This is a genomic window from Zunongwangia sp. (assembly GCF_048269745.1).
Taxonomy (GTDB): domain Bacteria; phylum Bacteroidota; class Bacteroidia; order Flavobacteriales; family Flavobacteriaceae; genus Zunongwangia.
In genome coordinates, this window is sequence record NZ_JBLXIB010000013.1 from 82,731 (window position 1) to 105,401 (window position 22,671).

Annotated in this window: 21 protein-coding genes and 1 pseudogene; 12 read left to right on the forward strand and 10 right to left on the reverse strand. The window is 35.2% G+C overall.

All coding sequences use genetic code 11. The features are described 5' to 3' along the window. Positions 1–2 precede the first annotated feature (2 nt). The 3 genes from ACN0WI_RS14085 to ACN0WI_RS14095 all read right to left on the reverse strand — a co-directional run bounded on the left by ACN0WI_RS14085 (position 3) and on the right by ACN0WI_RS14095 (position 3,149). The gene (locus ACN0WI_RS14085) at positions 3–965 is read right to left on the reverse strand and encodes an efflux RND transporter periplasmic adaptor subunit (RefSeq protein ID WP_417887653.1); all 963 of its coding nucleotides are present in this window, start codon (positions 963–965) and stop codon (positions 3–5) included. Between the two features lie 109 nt (positions 966–1,074). Next, positions 1,075–2,424 (reverse strand): TolC family protein, encoded by a 1,350-nt coding sequence (locus ACN0WI_RS14090; RefSeq protein ID WP_417887655.1) that lies wholly within the window; start codon positions 2,422–2,424, stop codon positions 1,075–1,077. Positions 2,425–2,543: 119 nt separating this feature from the next. Then, complete coding sequence (locus tag ACN0WI_RS14095; RefSeq protein WP_290237002.1) at positions 2,544–3,149, reverse strand: TetR/AcrR family transcriptional regulator; 606 nt, start codon at positions 3,147–3,149, stop codon at positions 2,544–2,546. Positions 3,150–3,892: 743 nt separating this feature from the next. Here ACN0WI_RS14095 and ACN0WI_RS14100 point away from each other — a divergent pair. The 5 genes from ACN0WI_RS14100 (at position 3,893) to ACN0WI_RS14120 (ending at position 8,569) form a co-directional block, all read left to right on the forward strand. Then, on the forward strand, positions 3,893–5,224 hold the full coding sequence (locus ACN0WI_RS14100) for a tyrosine-type recombinase/integrase (RefSeq protein WP_417887657.1): 1,332 nt from the start codon (positions 3,893–3,895) through the stop codon (positions 5,222–5,224). A 54-nt stretch (positions 5,225–5,278) separates the two neighbouring features. Next, complete coding sequence (locus ACN0WI_RS14105; RefSeq protein WP_417887659.1) at positions 5,279–5,953, forward strand: response regulator transcription factor; 675 nt, start codon at positions 5,279–5,281, stop codon at positions 5,951–5,953. Between the two features lie 73 nt (positions 5,954–6,026). Next, positions 6,027–7,244 (forward strand): sensor histidine kinase, encoded by a 1,218-nt coding sequence (locus tag ACN0WI_RS14110; protein ID WP_417887661.1) that lies wholly within the window; start codon positions 6,027–6,029, stop codon positions 7,242–7,244. Positions 7,245–7,702: 458 nt separating this feature from the next. Beyond that, positions 7,703–8,125 (forward strand): efflux RND transporter permease subunit, encoded by a 423-nt coding sequence (locus tag ACN0WI_RS14115; RefSeq protein WP_417887694.1) that lies wholly within the window; start codon positions 7,703–7,705, stop codon positions 8,123–8,125. A 141-nt stretch (positions 8,126–8,266) separates the two neighbouring features. Beyond that, on the forward strand, positions 8,267–8,569 hold the full coding sequence (locus tag ACN0WI_RS14120; protein WP_417887663.1) for a hypothetical protein: 303 nt from the start codon (positions 8,267–8,269) through the stop codon (positions 8,567–8,569). A gap of 113 nt (positions 8,570–8,682) precedes the next feature. On the opposite strand, the gene ACN0WI_RS14125 is transcribed toward ACN0WI_RS14120, so the two are convergent. Continuing rightward, positions 8,683–9,645, reverse strand: coding sequence for an NAD-dependent epimerase/dehydratase family protein (locus tag ACN0WI_RS14125; RefSeq protein WP_417887665.1), 963 nt, complete (start codon positions 9,643–9,645; stop codon positions 8,683–8,685). A 149-nt stretch (positions 9,646–9,794) separates the two neighbouring features. Between ACN0WI_RS14125 and ACN0WI_RS14130 the strand changes: the two genes are divergently transcribed. The 5 genes from ACN0WI_RS14130 to ACN0WI_RS14150 all read left to right on the forward strand — a co-directional run bounded on the left by ACN0WI_RS14130 (position 9,795) and on the right by ACN0WI_RS14150 (position 13,852). Next, a complete protein-coding gene (locus tag ACN0WI_RS14130) occupies positions 9,795–10,508 on the forward strand; it encodes a glycosyltransferase (RefSeq protein ID WP_417887667.1) in 714 nt (237 codons plus the stop codon). 8 nt (positions 10,509–10,516) lie between these two features. Continuing rightward, positions 10,517–11,134: a lipid-A-disaccharide synthase N-terminal domain-containing protein gene (locus ACN0WI_RS14135; protein ID WP_417887669.1), complete on the forward strand. Its 618-nt coding sequence runs from the start codon at positions 10,517–10,519 to the stop codon at positions 11,132–11,134. A gap of 69 nt (positions 11,135–11,203) precedes the next feature. After that, on the forward strand, positions 11,204–12,853 hold the full coding sequence (locus tag ACN0WI_RS14140) for an ArnT family glycosyltransferase (protein WP_417887671.1): 1,650 nt from the start codon (positions 11,204–11,206) through the stop codon (positions 12,851–12,853). A gap of 119 nt (positions 12,854–12,972) precedes the next feature. Beyond that, a complete protein-coding gene (locus ACN0WI_RS14145; RefSeq protein WP_417887673.1) occupies positions 12,973–13,566 on the forward strand; it encodes a phosphatase PAP2 family protein in 594 nt (197 codons plus the stop codon). Positions 13,567–13,636: 70 nt separating this feature from the next. Further along, positions 13,637–13,852 carry a hypothetical protein gene (locus ACN0WI_RS14150; protein WP_417887675.1) on the forward strand — a complete coding sequence of 72 codons (216 nt, stop codon included), beginning with the start codon at positions 13,637–13,639 and terminating at the stop codon, positions 13,850–13,852. Between the two features lie 310 nt (positions 13,853–14,162). Here ACN0WI_RS14150 and ACN0WI_RS14155 read toward each other — a convergent pair whose 3' ends face one another. From ACN0WI_RS14155 to ACN0WI_RS14180, 6 genes and pseudogenes are all read right to left on the reverse strand, one after another. After that, positions 14,163–14,957 (reverse strand): DUF4138 domain-containing protein, encoded by a 795-nt coding sequence (locus ACN0WI_RS14155; protein ID WP_417887677.1) that lies wholly within the window; start codon positions 14,955–14,957, stop codon positions 14,163–14,165. Between the two features lie 11 nt (positions 14,958–14,968). Then, on the reverse strand, positions 14,969–15,913 hold the full coding sequence (gene traM, locus ACN0WI_RS14160; protein WP_417887680.1) for a conjugative transposon protein TraM: 945 nt from the start codon (positions 15,911–15,913) through the stop codon (positions 14,969–14,971). A 24-nt stretch (positions 15,914–15,937) separates the two neighbouring features. Beyond that, on the reverse strand, positions 15,938–16,549 hold the full coding sequence (locus tag ACN0WI_RS14165) for a conjugal transfer protein TraK (protein WP_417887682.1): 612 nt from the start codon (positions 16,547–16,549) through the stop codon (positions 15,938–15,940). 31 nt (positions 16,550–16,580) lie between these two features. Beyond that, a complete protein-coding gene (locus ACN0WI_RS14170) occupies positions 16,581–17,408 on the reverse strand; it encodes a hypothetical protein (RefSeq protein ID WP_417887684.1) in 828 nt (275 codons plus the stop codon). Beyond that, on the reverse strand, positions 17,408–18,001 hold the full coding sequence (locus tag ACN0WI_RS14175) for a conjugal transfer protein (RefSeq protein ID WP_417887686.1): 594 nt from the start codon (positions 17,999–18,001) through the stop codon (positions 17,408–17,410). The genes ACN0WI_RS14170 and ACN0WI_RS14175 overlap by 1 nt, the downstream gene beginning before the upstream one ends. A gap of 19 nt (positions 18,002–18,020) precedes the next feature. After that, positions 18,021–20,428, reverse strand: a pseudogene (locus tag ACN0WI_RS14180) (TraG family conjugative transposon ATPase). A 155-nt stretch (positions 20,429–20,583) separates the two neighbouring features. On the opposite strand from ACN0WI_RS14180, the gene ACN0WI_RS14185 reads away from it, so the two are divergent. Together ACN0WI_RS14185 and ACN0WI_RS14190 are read left to right on the forward strand one after the other, a co-directional pair. Continuing rightward, on the forward strand, positions 20,584–21,048 hold the full coding sequence (locus ACN0WI_RS14185; RefSeq protein WP_417887688.1) for a DUF4393 domain-containing protein: 465 nt from the start codon (positions 20,584–20,586) through the stop codon (positions 21,046–21,048). A 158-nt stretch (positions 21,049–21,206) separates the two neighbouring features. Then, positions 21,207–22,406 carry a DUF5018 domain-containing protein gene (locus ACN0WI_RS14190; RefSeq protein ID WP_417887690.1) on the forward strand — a complete coding sequence of 400 codons (1,200 nt, stop codon included), beginning with the start codon at positions 21,207–21,209 and terminating at the stop codon, positions 22,404–22,406. Positions 22,407–22,671 lie beyond the last annotated feature (265 nt).

Below are 22,671 nucleotides of genomic sequence, written 5' to 3' on the forward strand. Positions count from 1 at the left end.
TTTTATTGAATAATTTGTATAGCAGATTGATCTTCCAAATTGATCTGTCCGCTGGTCACCACCACATCCCCAACTTGTAAGCCGTTAAGAATTTCTACCTGATTATTAAGGTTTCTACCTGTTCGTACTTTTTGCAGGTGAGCTTTGTTGTTTTTTACCACAAAAACTTCACTTTCACCCAAACCTTCAGTAAAGGCATTTCGGGAAATGATTTTTATCGGTTTTATTTTTTCGGAAGAGGTGTTAAAAATTCCAGTGGCATACATTCCTGCTTTTATGGGATGACTGCGACTATTTTGTAGGGATATTTCCACGGGAAAATTAAGGGAGCGATCTGCTTTTGCCGCCACAAAAGATACGCTGCCGGTAAATGTGGTATCGGGATAAACGTTTAATTGAATCTGCGCTTCCTGACCTGTACGAATATTAGAAACCTGTAGTTCCGGAACGCTAACCCGAAGTTTTAAAGTAGTGATATCTACAATTTCAAAAAGTGAAGTACTCATATTTACTACCGTGCCGGGTTCTATATATTTTTTATTTATAAATCCGTTTATCGAAGCCTTAATTCGGGTATCTTCTATGTCCAAATTGGCATTTTCCAAACTTGATTTTGCGTTATCCAACTGCAATTTCATTTGTTCTAATTGCTCTTGGGTTACCCCGCCTGTTTTGTACGCGCGTTGATAACGTTTATAATTCTCTAAGGCATTTTCGTAATTGGCATTGGCATTCTGATAAGATACATTGGCCTGGTCCTTTTTGAGATAGGCCAGGGTTTGGCCTTTGCGCACCTGATCGCCCTCTTTGACCATAATTTTTAAAATGGTGCCTGAAGTTTCTGGGGTGACGATGAGTTCCTGTTCCGGTTTAAAGGTTCCGTTACTACTATAGCTGAGTTGTGGGGTAATGCGTTTTACCGTATCTACCTTAACGCTAATAGCGTCGTTCTTTTGAGTAATCAAAGCGGTTTCCTGCTGATTTTGCTTTTTATTGGAAAGAAGGAGGTATATAGCCCCACCAAGGACTATGGTGCCAATGAGTATACTGTATATTATTTTTTTCATTTTCTGCTTATTTTAAGAGGGTTTGTAATTCGCCTTTTGATTTTAAATAGTCGAGTAGTGCCAGACGATAATCGAGTACCGCCTTGTTATAATTATTTTGCGCTTCGATCAGGGAAGTTTCGGCATCCAGTACATCAGTTAGTGGAGCGAGTCCGTTGGTGTAGTTGTTCTGAATATCTTCTACGACTTCTTTGGCCAGCACTACATTTTGCTGCTGATTTTCAATCGTAATTTCACTAGTTCTGATTTGATTTTTCGCGTTTTCGAAATCTGCCCGAAGCGATAGTTCTTTATCTTCTATGTCCAGTTGAATGGTTTCCACATCTAGTTGTGCCTGTCTTACCTTGGCGCGTGTTTTCAACCCTGAAAAAATGGGGATATGCAGGTTAAGGGTGATACTGGAATAATCTGTCCAGTACACCTGCTGGGTTTCATCCTTTCCAATGGGGAAGGTATCGCCTAACCCCTGATAATTATATTGAGCGCTAAGACTAAGCGTAGGATAATTGGCCGCCTTGCTTTCCTGTAACGCATAGTTGCGTAATTCTTTCTCTTTCGTCAGCGATTGATAGGCGTTGAGTGAACTGACGTCAAAAGTTTCTTTTTCAATTTGAGGTAAGAGGGGAGAGGACTCTTCCGTTAAAGTAATCATCATCTCCATAGGTAAACCGGTTAAAAACTTAAGGGTGTTTTTACTGATTTGAATGGAATTCTGAAGTTCTTGTTGCTGCGCCTGAAGGTTAGACACTTTTACCTGAATACGCTTCACATCTATCCCTTTCGCCAGTCCGTTTTCAAATTGACTTGTAATGATTTGCTGAATCTTTACGGTATTTTGATACGTGGTATCTACCGCGGTCAGATTGGCTTGTAAAATGAGGGTGTGGTAATAGTGTGAAGCTACTTTTTCGATTAGATTTTCTTCGGTAAGTTGCTGATTGATCTGGTAAAACTCCCGGCTGGATCTTGCTGCTTTCAATCCGATAAAAACCGATTGATCAAATAATTTCTGAGTTAAATTAATTCCCCCATCGGCATTCCATTTTTGACCTAAAGGCGCCATTACTACGGTGCCGGGTTCTCCAAGAATTTCACCGGGTAAGGCGGTTTCCTGAAGAATAGGATTATTAATCAGGTTGCCATCCAATGCGATGGTAGGCAATATTTCCGCCCTTTTTTCCTGAATATGATAGTCGCTTTTGGAGATATCCAACGCTGCCTTTTTAGCATCCGCTTTATGTTCAAGTGCATAATTTAGTGCCTCTTTTAAAGATAGCTCCTTGGATTTCTGCGCATTCGCTTGTAGAAAAGTAAGGAGTACTCCGAAAAGGAGTAAAAGTTTTCTGTATTTTATCATTTTATTTATATTTAATCCGACTGTTCGGTATGTTTACAATTAAAAAATAATCATCCTTATGGAAGGTCATTATTCTATCGATTGAACCGACCATTCGGTATGTGTTATTATAAAATTTTTTAAGCTTTTACACTTTCGTAAAGACTGTCCCAGATTTCCTTTACCTCCTTAAAAAGTTTTTCAGAACTGCTTATCATTATCATATGCATTGCAATTCCATCACTACTATATACAAATTGCTTTGCTAAATTTTTAGGTGAAAACGTAGTTTTGATTTCTCCGGTAGTCATCGCATTGGTGATGACTTTTTCCCAGGCTTTCAATTCTTCCTGAATCCTGTTGGTCTGTTGTTCTTTAACTTCGGGTAATAAGCGAAGGGCATCAAATAGAATGTAATACATATTATTTGGGAAATCTCCCTCGAAAGTTTCCTTATACCAACTTTGCAATATGCTATCCCGCTCTTGAAGAATTTTCAGATTAGCCTGATAAAATGATTGTAAAGAATTGGAGGGTAAAGTATTGTAATCAAAATGAAGCATTTGACTGAAATAAACATCTATCACTTCTTTAAACACCTCTTCTTTACTACTGAAATAATGATAAAAAGCTCCTTTTGAAAACCCTGAACTTTTTACAATTTCTTTCATCGTCACTTCTTTAAAACCTTTCTGTAAAAAAAGGAGTAATGAGGTTTTTAATATTTGTCCTTTAGAGTCCTTCATAAAACCGAACGTTTGGTATGCAAATGTAGGAAAAATTTTTAATATCAACCAAAAGAAGTCATTTTAATATTTTATAGAGGTAGTTCTGTTGACCTATAAAGTATAAAAGCATAAGAAAACGTGTTCTATAATGGTAAATTCATTTTAGCTTTAATAATAATTTGAGGACTTAAAAGGATTTTTAAGAAAGGTTCGAATCCTGTCGCACTATGTTCTCTATTTATGCGGTTAATGTGATTAAACACATAAAAGGAAAGTAAAACTTTAAAATTTGACAGAAATTTAGAAATCTGCAATCATTTACTGTAGAAATAGTTAAAAATGATGCTAGTTAGTACACTTAGAAGATCAAGTAACAGTTATTTTCTAGACTAAATTTTAAGAAAAAAGCTTAAAATTTCATCTCAATTGCTACCAAATAAGATTATTCTAAACCACTTTTTTTAATTTATTTGAAAAAGGTGAAATTCTGTACTAGGTGTAAAAAGAAAAAGCTTCACATCTCTGTGAAGCCTTGATTTTACTAGTAGCGAGACCGAGATTTGAACTCGGGACCTCCGGGTTATGAACCTACTCAAATAGCTATATAAAATCAACTAAAATATATTAAACATTATGATTATCAATTAATTATATATTTTATGATTTTATTCAAATAGTGTTAAAATCAAATTATTCTGTACCCATTCTGTACCCTTTTTTAAACTAATTAATTATATTTATATGGTTATAATTAATTGAATATGTCTAATATAAAAATTGTTTTACGGAAAAATAAGATAAGAAAAGATGGAAGAATTCCTCTTGCATTGAGAATTACAGAAAATTACAAAACTAATTATAAGTGGATTGGTCAATATGTTTTCGAGAAGGATTGGGATAAAAAGGCAGGAAAGGCAAAGAGAAGTCATCCAAATTCACAAAAGCTGAACAATTTTTTAATGAAGAAATTGAGTGAAGTGAATGACATATTTTTTGAATCTAAAGATCAGGTTAGCCCGAAACAGGTAAAGCAAAAACTAAAAGGAACCTATGGACAGAAATCTTTTTTTGAACTAGCCGCAGAGCGTATAATGGAAAAATATGAAAGAGGAACATTTTCCGTCGCTAAGGCTGAATTATCTATTCTTTATAACCTCGAGGAATTTTTAAATTTAAAAAGGAATAAAAATAAATCAGCCGTTATTAAGTCAATAAATGAGCGCCGCTTGCACCGAATTAGTGAGGCTAGACTTAGCAAATATAGCTGGCTAGATGGTGTAGCTCATTTTAGAAATAGTAAAGCTCTAGCGTTTCGGGATATTGATGAAGTTTTCATTAATAAATATAAAACATTTTGCCATTCTTACTTAGGCCAAAAAACCAGAACTATTACTAATCAACTTATTTTAATTAGAACTCTTTTTAATTTGGCTATTAAGGAAGGAATTATTGAGCGGAAATTTTATCCCTTTGCTGGCGATAAGGAGAAAATTAGAATTGGTTCTGGTAATAAGATAGGGTTAAGCACAGAAGAGATTGAAAAAATAGAAAACCTGAAGTTGGAGAAAAATAGTTCTATTTGGCATACTCATAATGTATGGCTTTTTTCTTTTTATTTTGCCGGTATTCGTATTTCGGATGTTGTCAAAATAAAATGGTCGGATTTTAAGGATAATCGACTTTATTATATAATGAATAAAAATGAAAAAGCACTCAGCCTTAAAATTCCTACTAAGGCGAAAAAAATTTTAGAACATTATAAAAAAGAGAAAAAGCTTAATAGGGGTTATGTCTTTCCATTCCTTAGAAATACGGACAATAATGATGCTGAACAAATCTATATACGAACAAAAAGTGTCACTAAGGTCTTTAATAAATGCCTAAAACAAATTGCCAAAAAATGCGAGATCGAAAAAAACTTATCTAACCATATCGCCAGGCATAGCTTTGGTAATATAGCAGGTGACCGCATTCATCCTTTAATGTTACAAAAGCTCTATCGTCATAGTGATTTGAAAACAACTTTGAATTATCAAGCTAATTTTATTCATCGAGATGCGGATGATGCACTTGATGAAGTTATTAATTTTTAACCACTTTAAAATCTCTTTAGAATTTTACTTTATTTTTATTTATAATTTTAAAATATGAAGTATCTAATTGCAGAGGACGAAAAAGATTTACAATTTTCCATTGCTAAATATTTAAACAGTGATGCCAATATTTGTGAAACTGCTTCCGATTATTTGGAAGCTTCTGAAAAGTTGGAACTATATGAGTATGATCTAGTGATACTTGATATTAATTTAGTTACTGGAAGTGGCCTTGATTTACTTAAAAAACTTAAAAAGCAGAAGCGAAAATGCGGGGTGATTATTATATCAGCAAATAATTCATTAGATAATAAACTGGAAGGTTTAGATTTAGGGGCGGATGATTATATTACAAAACCTTTTCATTTGGCGGAACTCAACTCTCGGATTAAGGCGGTATTGCGTCGAGGGCAATTTGGGGGAGATGATTCAATCACTTTTCAAGAGATTCGTTTAGATACACTAGCTCGTAGTGCTTATGTCAACGATAAGCCTATCTCGCTCACGCGCAAAGAATATGATCTCTTATTATTTTTTATTACTAATCAGGGGCGCGTACTCTCTAAGGCTATTATAGCAGAACATCTATGGGGTGATGATAGTGACTTACTGGATAATTTTGATTTCATTTATGTTCATATCAATAACTTACGAAAGAAATTAACAAAGGAAGGCGCAAAGTATATCCAAACTGCTTATGGTAGCGGTTATAAATTTATAGCAGATTAATTCACCAGTAGAAAATAAAACCCCACTTTTAAGAAAAGCTTCGAAAACTTTTCTAATCTCCAGTACGATTATAATGATGATTTCTGGAATGGCACTCTATTTCTACACAAAAATATTGTTGGAAAAAGAAATAGAAGAGGAGCTTTATTCCAATAAGGCTCGAATTGAACGTATTCTTGCTAAAGAGGGAGAATTTATTGATTTTGAATCTATATTACAGGTAAAGAAAGTTCAACATCACGAAGCAGAACAACTTCAAGATACGTTAATTTACGATCCATCCCAGAATGAAATTGAACTTTTTCGTCAACTATCAGGGACTAAGATAATTAATGGTACGAATTACAAAATTACTGTTCGTGCAATGATTATTGAATCAGAAGATATTTTATATGCTATTGTATTTACATTTTTCACTATCATATTTCTAGCATTTATTTTCCTTTTCTATTTAAATAAATCTCGTAATGAAAAACTTTGGAAACCTTTCTTTACCAATCTCACAAAGCTTAAAAATTTTTCCGTTCGATCTGACAAACCACTTCAATTGGTAGATTCTGAAGTGTTGGAATTTCACGAACTTCATAAGGAATTGAAGATTTTAACCTCAAAAATTCAAAAAGATTATAAAAACTTAAAGCAATTTACTGAAGACGTTTCTCACGAAATGCAGACCCCATTAGCTATTATGCAGGCTAAGATAGATACTGTTATCAATGATGGAGAAATTAATGAAACACAATTCCATCAATTTTCTTCTTTACAGTCTGATATTTCACGTTTAAAACAACTTAATAAAAAACTTATTCTCTTAGCTAAGATTGAAAATGATCAGTTTACGACCAATGAAGTGATTTCCATTAATAAACTGATTAATGATACTGTCTTAAACTTCAAAGAACTTTTCTCTACAGATTTCCTGATTGAAGAAAATGCTAAGATACATGTAAAAATGGATCTTTCCTTGGCTACGGTACTTTGCAATAATTTATTATCAAATGCAGTCAAGCATAATTTCAATAACCACAGTATAGATATAAAAATCTTTGATAGAAAGCTTCAGGTAATCAATGCTGGAGAGGAAATGTTGTCTCGACCAGACCAGGTTTTTGAGCGATTTTATAAAGAAAGTAGACAAAAAGAATCAACAGGGCTAGGGCTTTCAATAGTAAAGAAAATTTGCGACTATTATCATTTTGTGCCTACCTATTCTTTTGATACCCTACACCATTCTAAAAAAAATAAGGGTAGACATATCTTCCAGATAGATTTTTCGGCTTATAAACATTAAAATCACTACGAAACTACTTTAAAGTTTGTTTAGAAAGCTCCATTAGTTTAATAAAAAACTTAATAATGGACCTATCTAAAAACAAGCTTATACATTTTTTATTTCTTGTCTTTATTAACTCATTTGCAGATGCTCAGGAGAAAATAACTATTACCGGAAAAGTTGTAAACAGAGATGTATAGCAGCCCTTAGCATTTGTAACGATCACTGTAAATGATTCAGAAGTCATAAAAACGTTACGGGAACCATTACAGATGATACCGGATATTTCACTATTACTGAATTATCCATGGGGAATTATGAGGTTGAAGTATCATTTATGGACTTTTAAACCTATTCCAAGCAAATAATCGCCGGTGGACTAAATCCTATTTTTAATTTAGGAAAGATTCAACTGTCAGAAACAACAGAATCCTTACAGGAAGTGATGATTACCGCAGAGCGAGCAACAGTAAATTCTGGGCTCTACCTTAGCTGAAATAAAGTTAACGCTTACAAAAAACCTAAGCCTTCCTAATGGCTGTGCGATAGCATATGGTGGTGCATATAAAGAGCAACAACAGGCTTTTAAGGAGTTATTGACTATTTTAGTATCTACGATACTATTAGTATTTATTGTAATACTATTTCTTTTTAGAAAAATAAAAGTAGCCTTGGCTATAATCGATGTTGCCATATTGGGTGTAGCAGGAAGTTTACTCAGTTTATTTATTACCGGCATCCCCTTAAATGTAGGTAGTTATACCGGTATCATAATGATAGTGGGTATTATTGGGGAGAATGCTATTTTTACTTACAGGCAATATCAGGATAGCGATGCAGCACTCACACATCTTCAAAAAATAGAATTTGCCATTGCTCCCCCTTTAAGGCCAAATTAGATTTCCTTAAAGCTACCTTTAGAATCTTACTATACATTTATAGTATACCTTAAAAATGATATCATTATAAAAAAAGCGATTATAGGAATTGCACTGATTTTTACAAGTATAACCAGCATTGCATTTACTCAAAAAGATAAGGTGCCAACGGTAGTTAAAGAGGCATTTTCGAAAAAGTTTCCTACGGTGAATCGTGTGAATTGGCAAAAGGAAGAAGTAAATGAATGGGAAGCCGAATTTAAACTCAAAAAGAAGGAATATTCAGCAAACTTTTTGGATGATGGTACCTGGCAGGAAACTGAATATGAAATTGAGAATAATGAAATACTGGAACATATTGTATCTTCAGTTAAGGCTAGTTTTCGGGGGTACAAAATCGAGGAGTGTGAAGTTTCTGAGACCAATCAAGGAGTGAATTACGAATTTGAGATAGAAAAAGGCTAGATTGAAATGGCAATAACTGTGGATTCCAAGGGGAAGACCATCCATAAAGAATCCGAAGATGATGATGGGAGGGATTAATCTTTATTATTATTGAAATGAAATGTCCAAATAAACTATTTGGACATTTTTTTTTCGTTGTTGTTTTTATTTTTCATCCAATTAATTTGTTCTAAAATCCCTTCCCTAAGTCCTATTGATGGATGATAATTTAATAAATATTGAGCTTTGTCAATAACTGCTTTTGTTCGTATCTGATCACCAGGTCTTGGAGGTTCCTCTTGTATGTGGATTCTGGTCGATAATAAGTCTTCAACAATTTTTATAGCTTGTTTCGTTGAGTATTCCTGAGTAGTTCCAAGGTTAATGATCTGGCCATCACATTTTTCTTCGTTACCAATGACGCAAATAATACCATCAATAATATCCTTGATATGAGTAAAACTTCTTTGATGTTCAAGGCTTCCTTTAAATAATGGAAAGGCTTTTTTGTTGATAGCACAATCAATTAATTGGCTGAATATCTTATCCGGTCGTTCTCTTGAACCATAAACAGAATACAAGCGGAGCGAGCAGGCTTGAAAATATCCTCGTCGCGATTGTAGTAAAACCAATTGTTCTGCGGCTAATTTGGTTATTCCATAGTTGGAGATTGGCTTAGTCACTTCATTTTCACTACAGCTCACTTCAGCTCCATAAATTGAAGATGTACCAATATTAATAAAAAACTTTAGGTTCGGGCATTGCACAGCAAAATTTATCAGATTATTCGTAGCGGCGATATTGTTTGATAGATAGTCTTCAAAAGTAGAAGTTTTTGCAATACCTGGTTGAGCAGCGCAATGGAAGATATAGTCCAGATTGAAGGGCAGTTTACTTTTAAAATCCTCAGAGCGTAAATCACCTTCTATAATTTGTATACCAAAACTTTTTAAGTGTTGAGCATTTTCTTTTTTAAAGCCAACACTATAGTAAGTAGAAAAATTATCGATACCTAAAATTTCGTGTCCTAATAGATGTAATCTATCTGCAAGATGTGAACCAATAAAACCGGCAATACCAGTTATTAATATTTTCATTTATTTAATTTTATTTTCAAAAAAACATATAAAAACCTTGATTTAAAAGGCTTTGAGACTATATTTTTAAAACAGGCTAATCTTAAAAATTGCTTTAGAATCCTTGTTTATTATTGCAAATTATTAAAGTCTATTTTTTAAGTTGAATAATGAATAATACACTTACCATTGTAGTTCCCGTGTATAATGAACAAGAAAATCTAGGACGGGTTGAAAAGGAACTTCAGGAATATCTTAACTGTGCAAAAGTACATTCAGCCGTACTATTTGTAGATGATGGTTCCCAAGATTTAAGCTTAAGTATCGTTAAAAAGATATGTTCAAGAAATCTTGCATTTCACTATATTAGTTTAGATCGAAATTATGGTTTAAGCACCGCTTTGAAAGCTGGATTTGATGCTGTGGAAAGCACATTAATTGGTTATATTGATTCCGATCTACAAACCAGTCCGATGGACTTTAATTTATTGCTGGATTTCATTGATACATATGATTTAGTAACAGGTGTGCGTTCTGACAGAAAAGATCCTTTCCTTAAAAAAGTTTCCTCTTTAGTCGCTAATAGTATACGTCGTAGTTTTACACAAGACGGTATGGATGATACTGGCTGTCCGCTTAAAATCATTAAAGCGGATTATGCAAAAAACATTACAATGTTTAAGGGGCTGCATCGTTTTCTGCCGGCAATGGTTCTTTTACTTGATGGAAAAGTCAAACAAGTACCTGTGCAACATTTTCCACGTATTGCCGGAAAAGCAAAATTTGGTTTAAGAAATCGATTGTTCGGACCTCTAATAGATTGCTTTGCTTACCTATGGATGAAATCCAATTATATTTCATATAAAACAGAGGATAAAGGGTGAATGTTTGGATGATCTACGGTATTGGATTTACGGCTCAAATCTTATTTTCGGGACGTTCTATATTGCAATGGGCACTATCTGAAAAGAATCAACGCGTAATAACCCCAATACTTTTTTGGCAATTGAGTTTAATTGCATCATTTCTATTATTTGTATATGGCTATTTAAGAAATGATTTTGCGATAATGTTAGGTCAAATTTTGACCTATTTTATTTACATACGTAATATGCATTTCCAAAAGCAGTGGTTTAAATTCCCTAAAATTTTGCGTTGGTTCTTATATGTATTTCCTTTCATTATTCTTTACATTGGTTATAATAACAAAATTTATGATCGCTCTTTGTTGTTTAATAATGAAAATATTCCCTTGTGGTTATTAGTACTTGGAATTACCGCCCAGATTATATTTACATTACGTTTTGTATATCAGTGGTTTTACAGTGAAAGAAGAAAAGAATCTGTCTTACCTTTAGGATTTTGGGTACTCAGTTTGATGGGGTCGATACTTATCTTTCTTTATGCATTATTACGTCAAGATCCGGTATTAATGGCAGGTCACCTTTTGGGAATTTTTCTTTATAGCAGAAATATGATGCTATTGAAAAAGGAAAAAAAGCTTCTTTAGATTTTCTTAAGAATCAATTAAAAATTTCATTAGAATTCCTTCTCACATTTGTTTTTATAAAATAAAAATGTGAAGTCAAAGAATATCATAGATCGCTATTATTTATTATTTCTATGTATAGTTTGGATTGTGCTTATAGTAGGCTTAGGAAATTATGGCCTTGCTGAAACCAGTGAAGCACGATATGCAGAAATAAGTCGTGAGATGTTTTTAAGCGGAGACTATTTAAATCCTGAACTCCTCGGTATATTCCATTTTCATAAACCGCCCATTACCTATTACATTACTACGGTGGGCTATCGGATTTTTGGGGTTAATGAGTTTGGTGCTCGTTTTTTTCTCCAGATAGCCATAGTTATTCAGTTAGTTTTAGTCTTTCGTCTAGCAAATTTACTCTATAGGGATAAGCGTCTTGCCTTTATGGCCGGATTGATTTATTTTTCATTTCCAATAGTTTTAATTTCAAGTCGAAACCTAACTACCGATGCGTTTCTGACTACGTTAGTTATAGGTGCTGTATATAGTTGGCAAGTGTATGAAGATAAAACCAAGATAGGATTTCTTTATCTGTTTTATACACTTGTAGGTATTGCATTATTGACCAAGGGACCTGTAGCCTTATTGTTTATTCTGACCTACATTATCATCAGAAAATTGCTTTACAAAGGCAGCATAAAGATGACTCCTCATCATATTATTGGTTTTTTGTTATGTTTTTCGGTAGGTGTAACTTGGTATATAGCAATAATTGTAGAGCATCCTAAGATTTGGGATTATTTTATTCACAAACAAATTCTGGGAAGAATTACAGGAAATGCATATAGCGAAAGGTCGAAACCATTCTGGTATTACTTGCCAATTTTGCTTGGTCTTCTATTACCTTGGTGTTTGTCACTACTTCCACATTTAAAAAATATAAAATCTCTTTTTCCAAAGCAGAAGGAAACCAAAGTATTAATATATGCAAGTATCATTTTAGTTTTTTTATTTTCTGCGTTTAGTACCAAATTGATACTGTATATCTTACCAGTTTTTTGGATGATAGCGATCAGTATTGCAGCAATGTTGCCCAAGATTTCCAAAGCTTCTAGAAATATAGTCAACATTACCTACGCCGGATTAATCTTAGTTCTAGTGATAGGTTTGTTTTTTAGTAGAGTGTATATATCGGAATTTGAATATATTTCTATAAAAACGCTAATAATTGCATTTATTTCCCTTATTGTTTTTGGGGTAATTTATTACGCTATTGATACTAACAAGTATTATAAACCGGCCATATTAGCTGCGGTTTTTGGGGGCGTGATTATTTGTATTTCGACCTCATTTATGACAAATCACAGTTCTATAATAAATTCCACCAGGGATATGGTGAATTTCATAGACCACGTTTCTAAAGAAAAGGACAAAACTATTATTGTCTATGATTATTTACTTAGTTCTATACCTTTTTATACAGATGATAAATATATTACCCTTAAATATTCAGGCAACACCACCCAAAGGGAAACTCAATTTGAAGAAAATAATGCTTATCAAGAACAACTTTGGGATCTAAATGAGAAATCGGAACTATATAAGCTACTGGAAATATCTAAAAAGCACTCTACTTTTCTTCTAGTTGGAAATAAACGTGATATAGATAAAAAATTTACAGTCGTCAAGAATAGTTTTGATCATCAAAAACATTTTGAAAAATGGACGCTATACTATAACTAAAATAGGTGTCTTTAGATTTCCTTTAGATTTCCTTCAACATTCAAAAAGAATTGTACATCACCTTTGGTACTATGGCTCGGAGCCGATGGGATGAGAGTTAATTTTTAATAATACACTGAATGTACAATTATTTGCGACCTATAAAATCAAAATCATCAATTGTAGCGGTTATCATTGTATTCCTACTTTTGTTTTCACAATATACGTTTGCGCAAGATACTAGTGAAACAACACCGCAAGTAGGTACGGTTCAGAAAATAGGGGATGTTATATTAATAGCACTACCTGCTGTAACTTTAGGTACTAGCTTTATTATTGGAGATAATGAAGGAGTCTGGGAGTTTACTAAAGGTTTAATGTTGACCGAAGCTGTAACGTATGGTTTGAAGCTTGGTATTAATAAACAACGTCCAGATAGGAGTAACGATAACTCATTTCCTTCGGGTCATACTTCTACGGTTTTTCATAGTGCAGGGTTTATACATCGCCGCTATGGATTTAAGTATAGTATTCCAGCCTATGCTTTGGCGGGCTTTACCGCTGCCAGTCGGATAGACTCTAAAAAGCACGATATATTGGATGTTATTGCGGGTGCAGCAATAGGATTAGGAGCTAATTTGATTTTTACTACAGAATATAGTCAAGAACATATGGAACTTACATATGACAATTTCGACGGGAATCATCTAATAGGCTTTAGGTATAAATTTTAATTTATGGCACTACAAAAAGAATTTAAAACTCAAGGCGATTTTATTTTTAGGTATAAGGCTAATTGTTTTTTTGTATGGAGAATATATTGAGCCTTTACACGATCAAAAAATAGAAACAGATTATTATGAACTAGTATGCCTGTCGTTTAGCCTTTTAGGTCTTTTTATAAGAATTTTTACAGTAGGTTATACTCCTAAAAACACCTCTGGAAGGAATACCACTGAAGGACAGCTTGCTAATGAATTCAATACTACTGGGATGTATTACGACGTCCTCTATACTTAGGTAATTTTTTGATGTGGTTGGTAGTGGCAATGCTCCCTGAAAATAGTTGGTTTACCGTAGCTTTTATTTTCTTGTATTGGTTGTATTATGACAGGATTATGTTTGCTGAAGAAAGCTTTCTAATAAATAAATTCGGTGATGGCTACTTAAAATGGGCTTCTTATACTCCTGCATTTCTACCGAATTTTAAAAAATACGTAAGACTTAAATATGGTTTCTATAGGAAATAAAGAGTTTATATTTTTATCTACTTCAGTATCTCTTAAGTATAGATTTTTGCAAGGTTTAATTAAAATGGATTGGTGACGCATTATTTTTTCAGCAATACCTTTCTACTTCCATTTAACTCTTGCAATTCCAATTGCAATTTCTCCTTACTACCCAGTACAAATTTGGGCAGTACATATACTAAGCGTACCGATTGACTGTTATAGATCTTCGAAGGCATATGGCAAGTATAGATCGGTTTTATTTCCAGTTTTTGAAAGGAAGATTTTCTTTTTTTGTTGCCACTAATCCGGTATACTTTCAGAAAATCTATTTCGAAAGTAATTCCCGAAGTATTGGTAATTTCCATTACCAGATAGGTTTCTGAAGCATTGTAGGCGATCCGTCGTAACTGAAGCTTGATGCCTCTTTTACGTTTGGTCTTGGACTGTTTTTTTCCTGATTTTAGCAGATACTCTGCAAACCGCTGAAAATATTCCTGTCGCTTTTCCAGACTATCCTTTTTTTCTTTTGAAGGCTTGGGAGTAACTTTGGCTGGAATCTCCATTCCGATACTTTCATCAGTAGAAATAAAATAATTCAGTTTGGGAAGTTCTTTTTTATATTTCAGCATATAGGAATAGACCTTTCCATCATCGGTCACTACCAAAAGGTTACTTTCTTCTCCGGGTTGCGCCTTTAATAGCCCAAAATACTGCTTCTTTTCGCGATTATAGGTAAACACGAAATGAGATGCTCCTGTTATGCCCTGTCGGATAGCACTGGGAAAAAACAAGGCTACGTTTTTTTTATCGTTCGCATACAAAGTATCTAAATCATTTTGGGCATTAACTGGATTTATTAAAGCCAGTAATACTATAATAGTAAATGTTCTCATAAGATTTGATTTTAAGAATGTTCCTGTGGTATTTTTAATAGTAATTGATAGCCGTTTAGTACGGTGACTTTAACCTGACGGTTACTCCTTCTAAAAAGCTGTTTTATACCGCTCACCTGTGGCACTCCCGGTACTTCGAGTTCATCTACGACATCACCTATTACCTGACGGCGCACTTCTTCCCGGAAACTGTTCTCGATATAGATACCTTCACTGCCATCGGCCAGATTATAAGCCTCAAATGAAACCGGTCTTCCTTTAATGTGCTCGATAGTAAGTAGGGCGCGATTGGGTTTAAAACTGACAAAACCATATAGAAGCATATTTTTTGGGACCTGCTTTCCATCGATCAGGGCAGCTCGTGAAAGCCGCATCCGAAGCCGATAATGTTGTTTGATGGTCTGGGTGCCATCGACTTGAACATATAATTGTCTGTCTGTGTTTTGCGATAGGGTATTTGGGTTCTCCTTTGGATTGGAGGCAAAGAAGAGTTGGTGTTCCAGGCCCATCTCTTTAGCGGCTGCTTCCCGTTCTTTTTTATCGATTTTCTTGGACAATGTATCCTTTTGGGATGAAGCAGGGGGTAGGGGAGCTGACTGCTCTTGCCGGTAGGTACTGTTGGTGTAATCAATATTCCCTTGCGAATAAATACTGTCGATCATCCGTCTTTTTTCTTTATCTCTTAGGTCAGGATCATAATTCCCGGTAGCGTCCAGCAGCTCTTCATCATAGACGCTTGGTGCATTGATCTCGCGTTCCTTTTTGATGCTTTCCAAGGCTTCCATTTTTGTTTCATATTGTTTTTGATCGCTACCTAAATTTGGGAGGGGGATCTGATGGGTATCAATATTGGTTTCCTCGTCTTTGCCAAAGGTGATGATGGAATAAGAAACGATAAACAACACGACACTGACCACAATCAGTACCATTACAATTTTTTTCTTTTCAAGTTTCATAAAGTTGTATTTAATGATAGATTTTTATTCAGGATTAATTTTGCGAAGGCTATTTTCAAAAAAGTCAGTGATCAGCAGTCCGTGGGGATTATGAGGGAAATTCCGGTCGACCTGTAACAGTTTTCCAGCCGTTTTCAGTTCATAGCGGTCAGTTACTGATCCACGGTTGATCTCAAAAACGGTGGTGGTACTAAATTGGCAGGGCTTGCTTTGCAGATCCACCTTTGAATCAATAGTGATGATCTTTTGAACCAGGGAATATTGCAAAAGCCGGTTATAGACCCCTTCGGCCTGTTTTTGTTGATAGAGGTCAGATACGGAACTGTTTCCCAGCCACAGGCTCTTTTCGATATTGTTTTTGTAATTGTTGGCATTAAGTCCGTAAAAATAGCGGTGGAACAGTTCCAGATGGGCCAGGGCTTCTACCTTCAGGTTTTCCCGTTGCTTGACCACTTTCAGGGGAATAACGCTACCATCCCCATTAATCACAAAAGCATTATGCTGGGATTCCCGGTGTAGTTTGATGACCATTACTATGGAAATGATACAGACCACGGCCGACCCGATTACCGAGGAGAGGACGATAAAACGATTGATCCGTAAGACCTTATAAATATTTTGATAGGGTATTTTCATTTTGTGTTAGATTTATAATGTTCTTAAAACATTAACCTCCAGTAAAGAGTCGCAGGGTAAAGGTGCTTGCCTTGCGGTAGAGCTTAAATTTGAGCAGGACGATAAAACCGATGGAGGCACATTCGATGACAGGTGCAAAAAATTCGCCTCCCCAATCTGCCCCAAAGAGGTCACTCCAAAAATGGCTGTTGATTTCGATATATAGGTTATTGATAAAAATATTGACCAGAAAGAAGGCCGGTACGAGCATATACAACCCGGCATAAAGCTTAAAAAAGGTATAGGCCAGGGAGCGGAATTTTTCAAATACGGCCAGGCTAATGACCAGCGGAAAAAATGCCTGCATTATTCCCAATAGAAAATAGCGCTCCGCCAAAAAGAGCGGATAGATAAACAAATCCAAAAGCCAGAGGATTACCCCAATAATAAAGGCCAAAATTTTAAGTCCGTATAACGGAGTTACCAAGGCTTCGTATAGCATTGCCATTGCTTTTTTGGCGGCCTCCAGGGCACCCACATCCCGTTCAATATCCACATCACTAAGCTGCAAGGGGAGGAGTGCCGGGGCCGTGTCCCGGTATTGGGCTTCTATAGCCACCAGTATAGTATCAAATACGTCCAATACCTGTGTGGAGAAAATAACCAGTAGGACAATGGCAAAGTTTTTAAAAAGTTCCGTCGGTTTTAATCCCCAGGTATGTCCATCGGTAGCAGCCACACCTTCATTATATTTTTTAAGGATATTGATCAGGAAAAACAATACGGCCAGTGTCTTCATCCCGGTAATGGTATACTGAGAAAAATTACTGTCTTTGATCGTTTGAAAGACCGTATCTACGTATTCGAGTCCCATTCCCATCAGAATTCCGTTTCGCGATTATTGATATCATCCTGCATTTTCCGAAAGGAAATGATTTCCTTATACCGGCGTGTTTTGTTCTGCACCTCGGCGACCATCTCATTGGATTTAGTTTCGTAATCTTTTAATACGGTAGCTCTTTCCGCATCGCTCATTTTTAGATAATCACTGGTCAGGATTTTATTGACATAATCCACGCTCTCCATCGAACGGTCAATAATTTCCTCAAAGGAGGCTGTCACCCGGTTGATTTCATCGGGTTTTATATACGGGGAGTTGAGGATTTCTTGCAAATCGCCCTGTACCATATTGAAGAGGTACTGGTTATTCTGAATCAGTTTTCCCACGGCATCCAATTGTTGGATCACATTGCTTACCTGTTCGATCCGCTCTTTTTGTTGTTTTAGAAACTCGACGGTCTTGAGTAAATTGGAAGTTTGCTTAGCCGATTCGATCAGCTGTTTAGCCAGACTGATAAAATTCGTATTATCATATACGGGCATTCCCTGGGCCACAATGTGGCCTGATGAAAAGAGGGCAATGGATAAGGTTACCACGAATCTTTTGATGCTTTGATTTATGGAATGTTTCATAGGATATTGATCTTGGTTTTTATATATTTTCTTTTTCTTTAAGGAAGCGTTCAATGGCCTTTTCCATATCATTGGTTTGATTATAAATGGCCATTATGGTCTGGTTCTCACTACCATCGGTCAGGTAGGCCGCATAGACTTCTGGGGGTACTTCCAGGCGGAACACGTTGCTTTCTTTTCCTATTTTGATAAACATTTCGGTGTATTTCCGCGACCCGGTAAGATTGTTACGAATGGAACGTAATTGGTTCAAATCGTGGGTAGAGAGATTCAGCCGTTTCTGCAATTCCCCATAACCTTTTTCATTACGAAGGCTGTAGATGACTTGTGTATTTTCCAGAATACTTGCTGAGGTGGAGTTGTTGGGCAACTGGTTAATAGATTGCAGGATGATCCCGATAGCTCCATTTTGTTTTCTGATGGCCTGGTAATAGAATTCAACGCTTTCCAATACATTAGCAAACTTCAATTGCTTGGCAAACTCATCAAAAAGAATAATCCCTTTTTCCGACCGGTTTTGCCAGATCGTGCGCTCAATGGCTGATTTGATCAGTTTCAGCATCACCGATAGGATTTCTTTGTTGTCGCGGACTTCATCCAATTCAAAAACAATCAATCGTTTGTCCTCGATCTTATAGGTTTGATCGGCCCCCACGTTAAATAGAAAGAAAGGCCTCCTTCCACATATTCTGAAAGGATATGCAAGAAATCATAGGTGCTGAAATGCTCCTCCCGGATTCCTAATCCCTGTACGAGTGTATCTTTGTTCTCATCTACAAAGTGATATAAAGAAGCTAACGAATGCTGATCCCGGATTTCCTGATAATACTGTAAGAGTACTTTTTTCATTGCTACTTCCTTGCCTTTGGATACTTTTTGTCCTTCGGCCAGAAGTTCCAGAAGGAATACCGACAGATCTTCCAGCCGTTCGGGAGTTAAATCGGCCTCATTGGAAATATAAAATGGGTTAATCCCTAAGTTTTTTCCCTGCTCGTAGCGTAAAATGATATGATCGTTAGGATAGAGCTTGGCGAATTTGGAATAGGAACCGCCCAGGTCGATGATGACTAGTCGTACACCGCTCTCAAAATATTGACGAAGGATGTTATTGGCTAAAAAGGATTTCCCTTCGCCCGTGGGAGCGAAGATGGCAAAGTTCCTGGCCTTAATGCGTTTCTTCTTTTCATCCCATACGTCTTTTAGGACCGGGATATTATGTTGCCGATCATTAAAGATAATGCCTGTATGGTCGGAGCGGTAATTGGTATTGTTGATATAAAGGCACAGGGCGTGTTTAAGATCGGTTACATAAAGATCTTCATTAGAAAAGTTGGATGCAAAACAAGGATAGGAATTTAAAAAATAATGCTTGCGCTCTTCTCCCTTGGGATAATAGGGAAGCATATCCAGTTCCTTAAATTCGGTTTTGATTTTCGAAGCTATGCTACCCAGTTGTGTTACCTCCGGAGACCAAAAAATGATGTTGAGATGGCCACGGATAATGCGTGAACTTTCATCTTCATTGATGCGACTTACGATCTCTTGGATTTTCTTTAATACCACTTTGTTCTGGGTGCCAAAGTTGGAACTCTTGGAAAGTTCCTCGATTTTCTTTTCCAGTAATTTTCTCCATTTATGTTTATCATCTAAATAAAGGATATGATTGATGATATGGTCTTCGTCCAGATCCAATCCCAGTCCATCGATAAAACCCTGATGAAATGTAAAATCATCAGAAGTGAATTTTTCATTGATTTTACTGCTTTGCAGGCTTTCCCCAAAGCATTGTTCATTATTGATCGCGAACACATCAAAATGATAATCGCCAATGGCAATTCCTTTTTGATCCAGCTTGATGTCTGTATCCACATCTTGATGGAATCCATTAAAATAAGCGTGGGTAAATTCCAAAATAGTCTTTTGACCTAATGGGGAAATGGTTATTTTTCTACTGTTATTGATAAAGGAAACGGCATCCTTTACCGCTCCAATAAATTCCCTGACCTGATGATCAAACTTTTTATGAATTCCTTTTTCAGTCTTCCGAAACGGGTTGACGTATTTGGAAGCTTTTAGATGCTTGTCCAGGGGAAGCACAAAAAACAAGTAGCTTTGGTGCTGTAAATATTCCCGGTTTTTAAAATAATGATGGGTGGCTTGTTGCAGAAAGGTATTATTCGGTAGTGCTTCAGCCGTATAATGGGATTTGCGGTAAATATCCTGTTTCTGGATAACAGTTCCAGCTGGAAGCGATTTAAAGGCCTGGAACCAACTAGCGTGCAGGTCTTCAAAATCCTTTTCCGAGAGGGAATAAATTTCGGGTAGCGATACCTGGTAACCGAGCACTATATTGCCATTGGATGCAAAAAGTACATTATTCTGAATATCCAGGATGGGATCGTAAGCCGAAAAGTTAATCTTTTTCATCATAGAACGGGCTTATTTTCTTGTTGCTGATATTTCGTGGAAATACGTTCTGGAAATGGAATAGTCCCGGATTCTGAACAAGTTTGTTCAGCAAAATATACAAGGCGATATTCCATAGCAGTATCGTTGCAATCATCCCTAGACTAAAAGAGAAAATGATAAGCAGGAGGGAGGCAATCACCGATAAAAATGCTCATCCTGGATTTGTAGAAGTGATTAAAAATTTGTCTTCTGAGGAAGCTAAAATTTTAAAGTTATTTACTTCAAGACAAGTTTTTCCTCTCATTGATGTAAGAGCAGAATTTAAAGAAAGAGGAAAAGGAGGTAGAGATATCATAACAAATATGTCTCAAATTGGAACATTAAGTGGTTGTGTTGATATTTCACTCGTCCCAAGTTTATTGGATAATTTATGCAGGTTAGGTTTGTTGCAAATCCCAAGTGGAATGCATTTAACCAATGAAGATTTATATAAACCTTTGGAAGAATCTCCTGAATCTCAAGCAATAAAAATTGCAATTGAGAAAGATGAAAAACAAAAAGTTGAATTTACAAGAAAGTACATTACTTTGACTACTTACGGAAAACAGTTTTGTGATACTTGTGTAAGAGATAAATAAAAACGCTCTACAACAATGGCTATAAGTAATTGCTGGTTCTCGCCTACTTATGAAAATCCTCGCGGATTTTCAGTTTGGTGTGTACTTGCAAAGTTAAGTGCTAAACCACGCAACTACTCATAGCCGAGACCGTTGTGCATAATTAAAACTAAGTATAAATGATGAAAAACGCTCTACTAATATTAGTTCTAAGTGTATTATTTTTCAACTGTTCCAAAGATGATGATCGTCCTAGTTTAAGCTCTGAAAATAAAATACTTTCTTTTAAAATTGAAGTAAATAATATAACCTATAGTGGGAATATAAATAATGTATCAAAGGAGGTTAGAATTCAAACTTTAGGATTGGAAAATTTCATATCAGTTACACCTTCAATTGAAATATCTGCAAATGCGACAATAAACCCTACAGAATCAACCCCTCAGAATTTTAATAACATAGTAAATTATACGGTTACAGCTGAAAATGGAGAAATAGCTAATTATCAAATTATAACTGAAAACACCCCATTTTCTAATGAAAAACAAATATTAAGTTTTGAATTAAATATTGATAATGAAAGTTTTATAGGAAATATTAATCATAACGACTTAACTATAGATGTTGAAACCTATAAAGATGTCTCAAATGTTTCCCCAATTATTACGATATCTGAAAATGCTACTATTTCTCCAAACCCAAATGAAATTCAAAATTTTAATAATCCCATTGAATATACCGTGACAGCTCAAGATGGGACTAATAACACTTACACAGTTAACATTTTAAAACGTGAAATTAATTCAACTGTTCAAAAATGCTATGTTAGGGCTACTTCATTTGGCAGGGTGACTTATTTAGATTTAAGTAATCAAGACTATCAGTTATACATTGAAAATGAAACAAATAGTTATCATTTGAATTTCTTTGATACAGAAACTTGGAATGATAATGGTATCCCTACAACTAATTTTTACTTTTATTTTGATGAGAATATTGAAACAGCAGTTGATTATAAGTTAAAATTAAAAATCAATGGTCAAACAAAAGCCGAAACATCGTATGAAATAGATGTTTTAAAAGAAAACGCTCCAAAAATAAACTCTGCAAATCAACAATCTTATAATTATAATGACACATTAATCTTAACTGGAGAGAATTTAGTTCCAGGATTAAGAATACCCGCAAATGGTAATATATATCAATATAATGAAAGCTATGTTTCTGTTAGTTCAGACCAAACAATTTTGACTTTTCCAATGACATTGAACTATCAAATGTTTCCTTCTTGGGTAGGACAGTCATCTCCTAGACCAACAAGAGTTAATATCTATTATGATGGGAGATATGGAGATTCAACCGTATTAGATTTTAATTAAAATAACTATGCACAACAATGGCTATAAGTAATTGCTGATTCTCGCTTACTTCTGAAAATCCTCACGGATTTTCAGTTTGGTGTGTACTTGCAAAGTTAAGTGCTAACACTCGCAACTACTCATAGCCGAGACGTTGTGTGCAAGCTGAAAAAAATATAATGGAAATTTTTCAAATAATTTTTGGTAGATATTTAATTGAACTAATTGGAGCTTATATCCGATTTGGATTTGGATACCTGAAATCCAAACTAATTGGAACTGAATA

Bases quoted from the DNA above. Each gene is read 5' to 3' on its own strand.
- traM (WP_417887680.1), bottom strand. From the start codon at position 15,913: ATGAAACTTGAAAAGAAAAAAATTGTAATGGTACTGATTGTGGTCAGT.
- ACN0WI_RS14100 (WP_417887657.1), top strand. From the start codon at position 3,893: ATGTCTAATATAAAAATTGTTTTACGGAAAAATAAGATAAGAAAAGAT.
- ACN0WI_RS14105 (WP_417887659.1), top strand. From the start codon at position 5,279: ATGAAGTATCTAATTGCAGAGGACGAAAAAGATTTACAATTTTCCATT.
- ACN0WI_RS14165 (WP_417887682.1), bottom strand. From the start codon at position 16,549: ATGAAAATACCCTATCAAAATATTTATAAGGTCTTACGGATCAATCGT.
- ACN0WI_RS14125 (WP_417887665.1), bottom strand. From the start codon at position 9,645: ATGAAAATATTAATAACTGGTATTGCCGGTTTTATTGGTTCACATCTT.
- ACN0WI_RS14170 (WP_417887684.1), bottom strand. From the start codon at position 17,408: ATGGGAATGGGACTCGAATACGTAGATACGGTCTTTCAAACGATCAAA.
- ACN0WI_RS14185 (WP_417887688.1), top strand. From the start codon at position 20,584: ATGATAAGCAGGAGGGAGGCAATCACCGATAAAAATGCTCATCCTGGA.
- ACN0WI_RS14145 (WP_417887673.1), top strand. From the start codon at position 12,973: ATGTACAATTATTTGCGACCTATAAAATCAAAATCATCAATTGTAGCG.
- ACN0WI_RS14155 (WP_417887677.1), bottom strand. From the start codon at position 14,957: ATGAGAACATTTACTATTATAGTATTACTGGCTTTAATAAATCCAGTT.
- ACN0WI_RS14090 (WP_417887655.1), bottom strand. From the start codon at position 2,424: ATGATAAAATACAGAAAACTTTTACTCCTTTTCGGAGTACTCCTTACT.
- ACN0WI_RS14110 (WP_417887661.1), top strand. From the start codon at position 6,027: ATGATGATTTCTGGAATGGCACTCTATTTCTACACAAAAATATTGTTG.
- ACN0WI_RS14190 (WP_417887690.1), top strand. From the start codon at position 21,207: ATGATGAAAAACGCTCTACTAATATTAGTTCTAAGTGTATTATTTTTC.
- ACN0WI_RS14130 (WP_417887667.1), top strand. From the start codon at position 9,795: ATGAATAATACACTTACCATTGTAGTTCCCGTGTATAATGAACAAGAA.
- ACN0WI_RS14095 (WP_290237002.1), bottom strand. From the start codon at position 3,149: ATGAAGGACTCTAAAGGACAAATATTAAAAACCTCATTACTCCTTTTT.
- ACN0WI_RS14175 (WP_417887686.1), bottom strand. From the start codon at position 18,001: ATGAAACATTCCATAAATCAAAGCATCAAAAGATTCGTGGTAACCTTA.
- ACN0WI_RS14135 (WP_417887669.1), top strand. From the start codon at position 10,517: ATGATCTACGGTATTGGATTTACGGCTCAAATCTTATTTTCGGGACGT.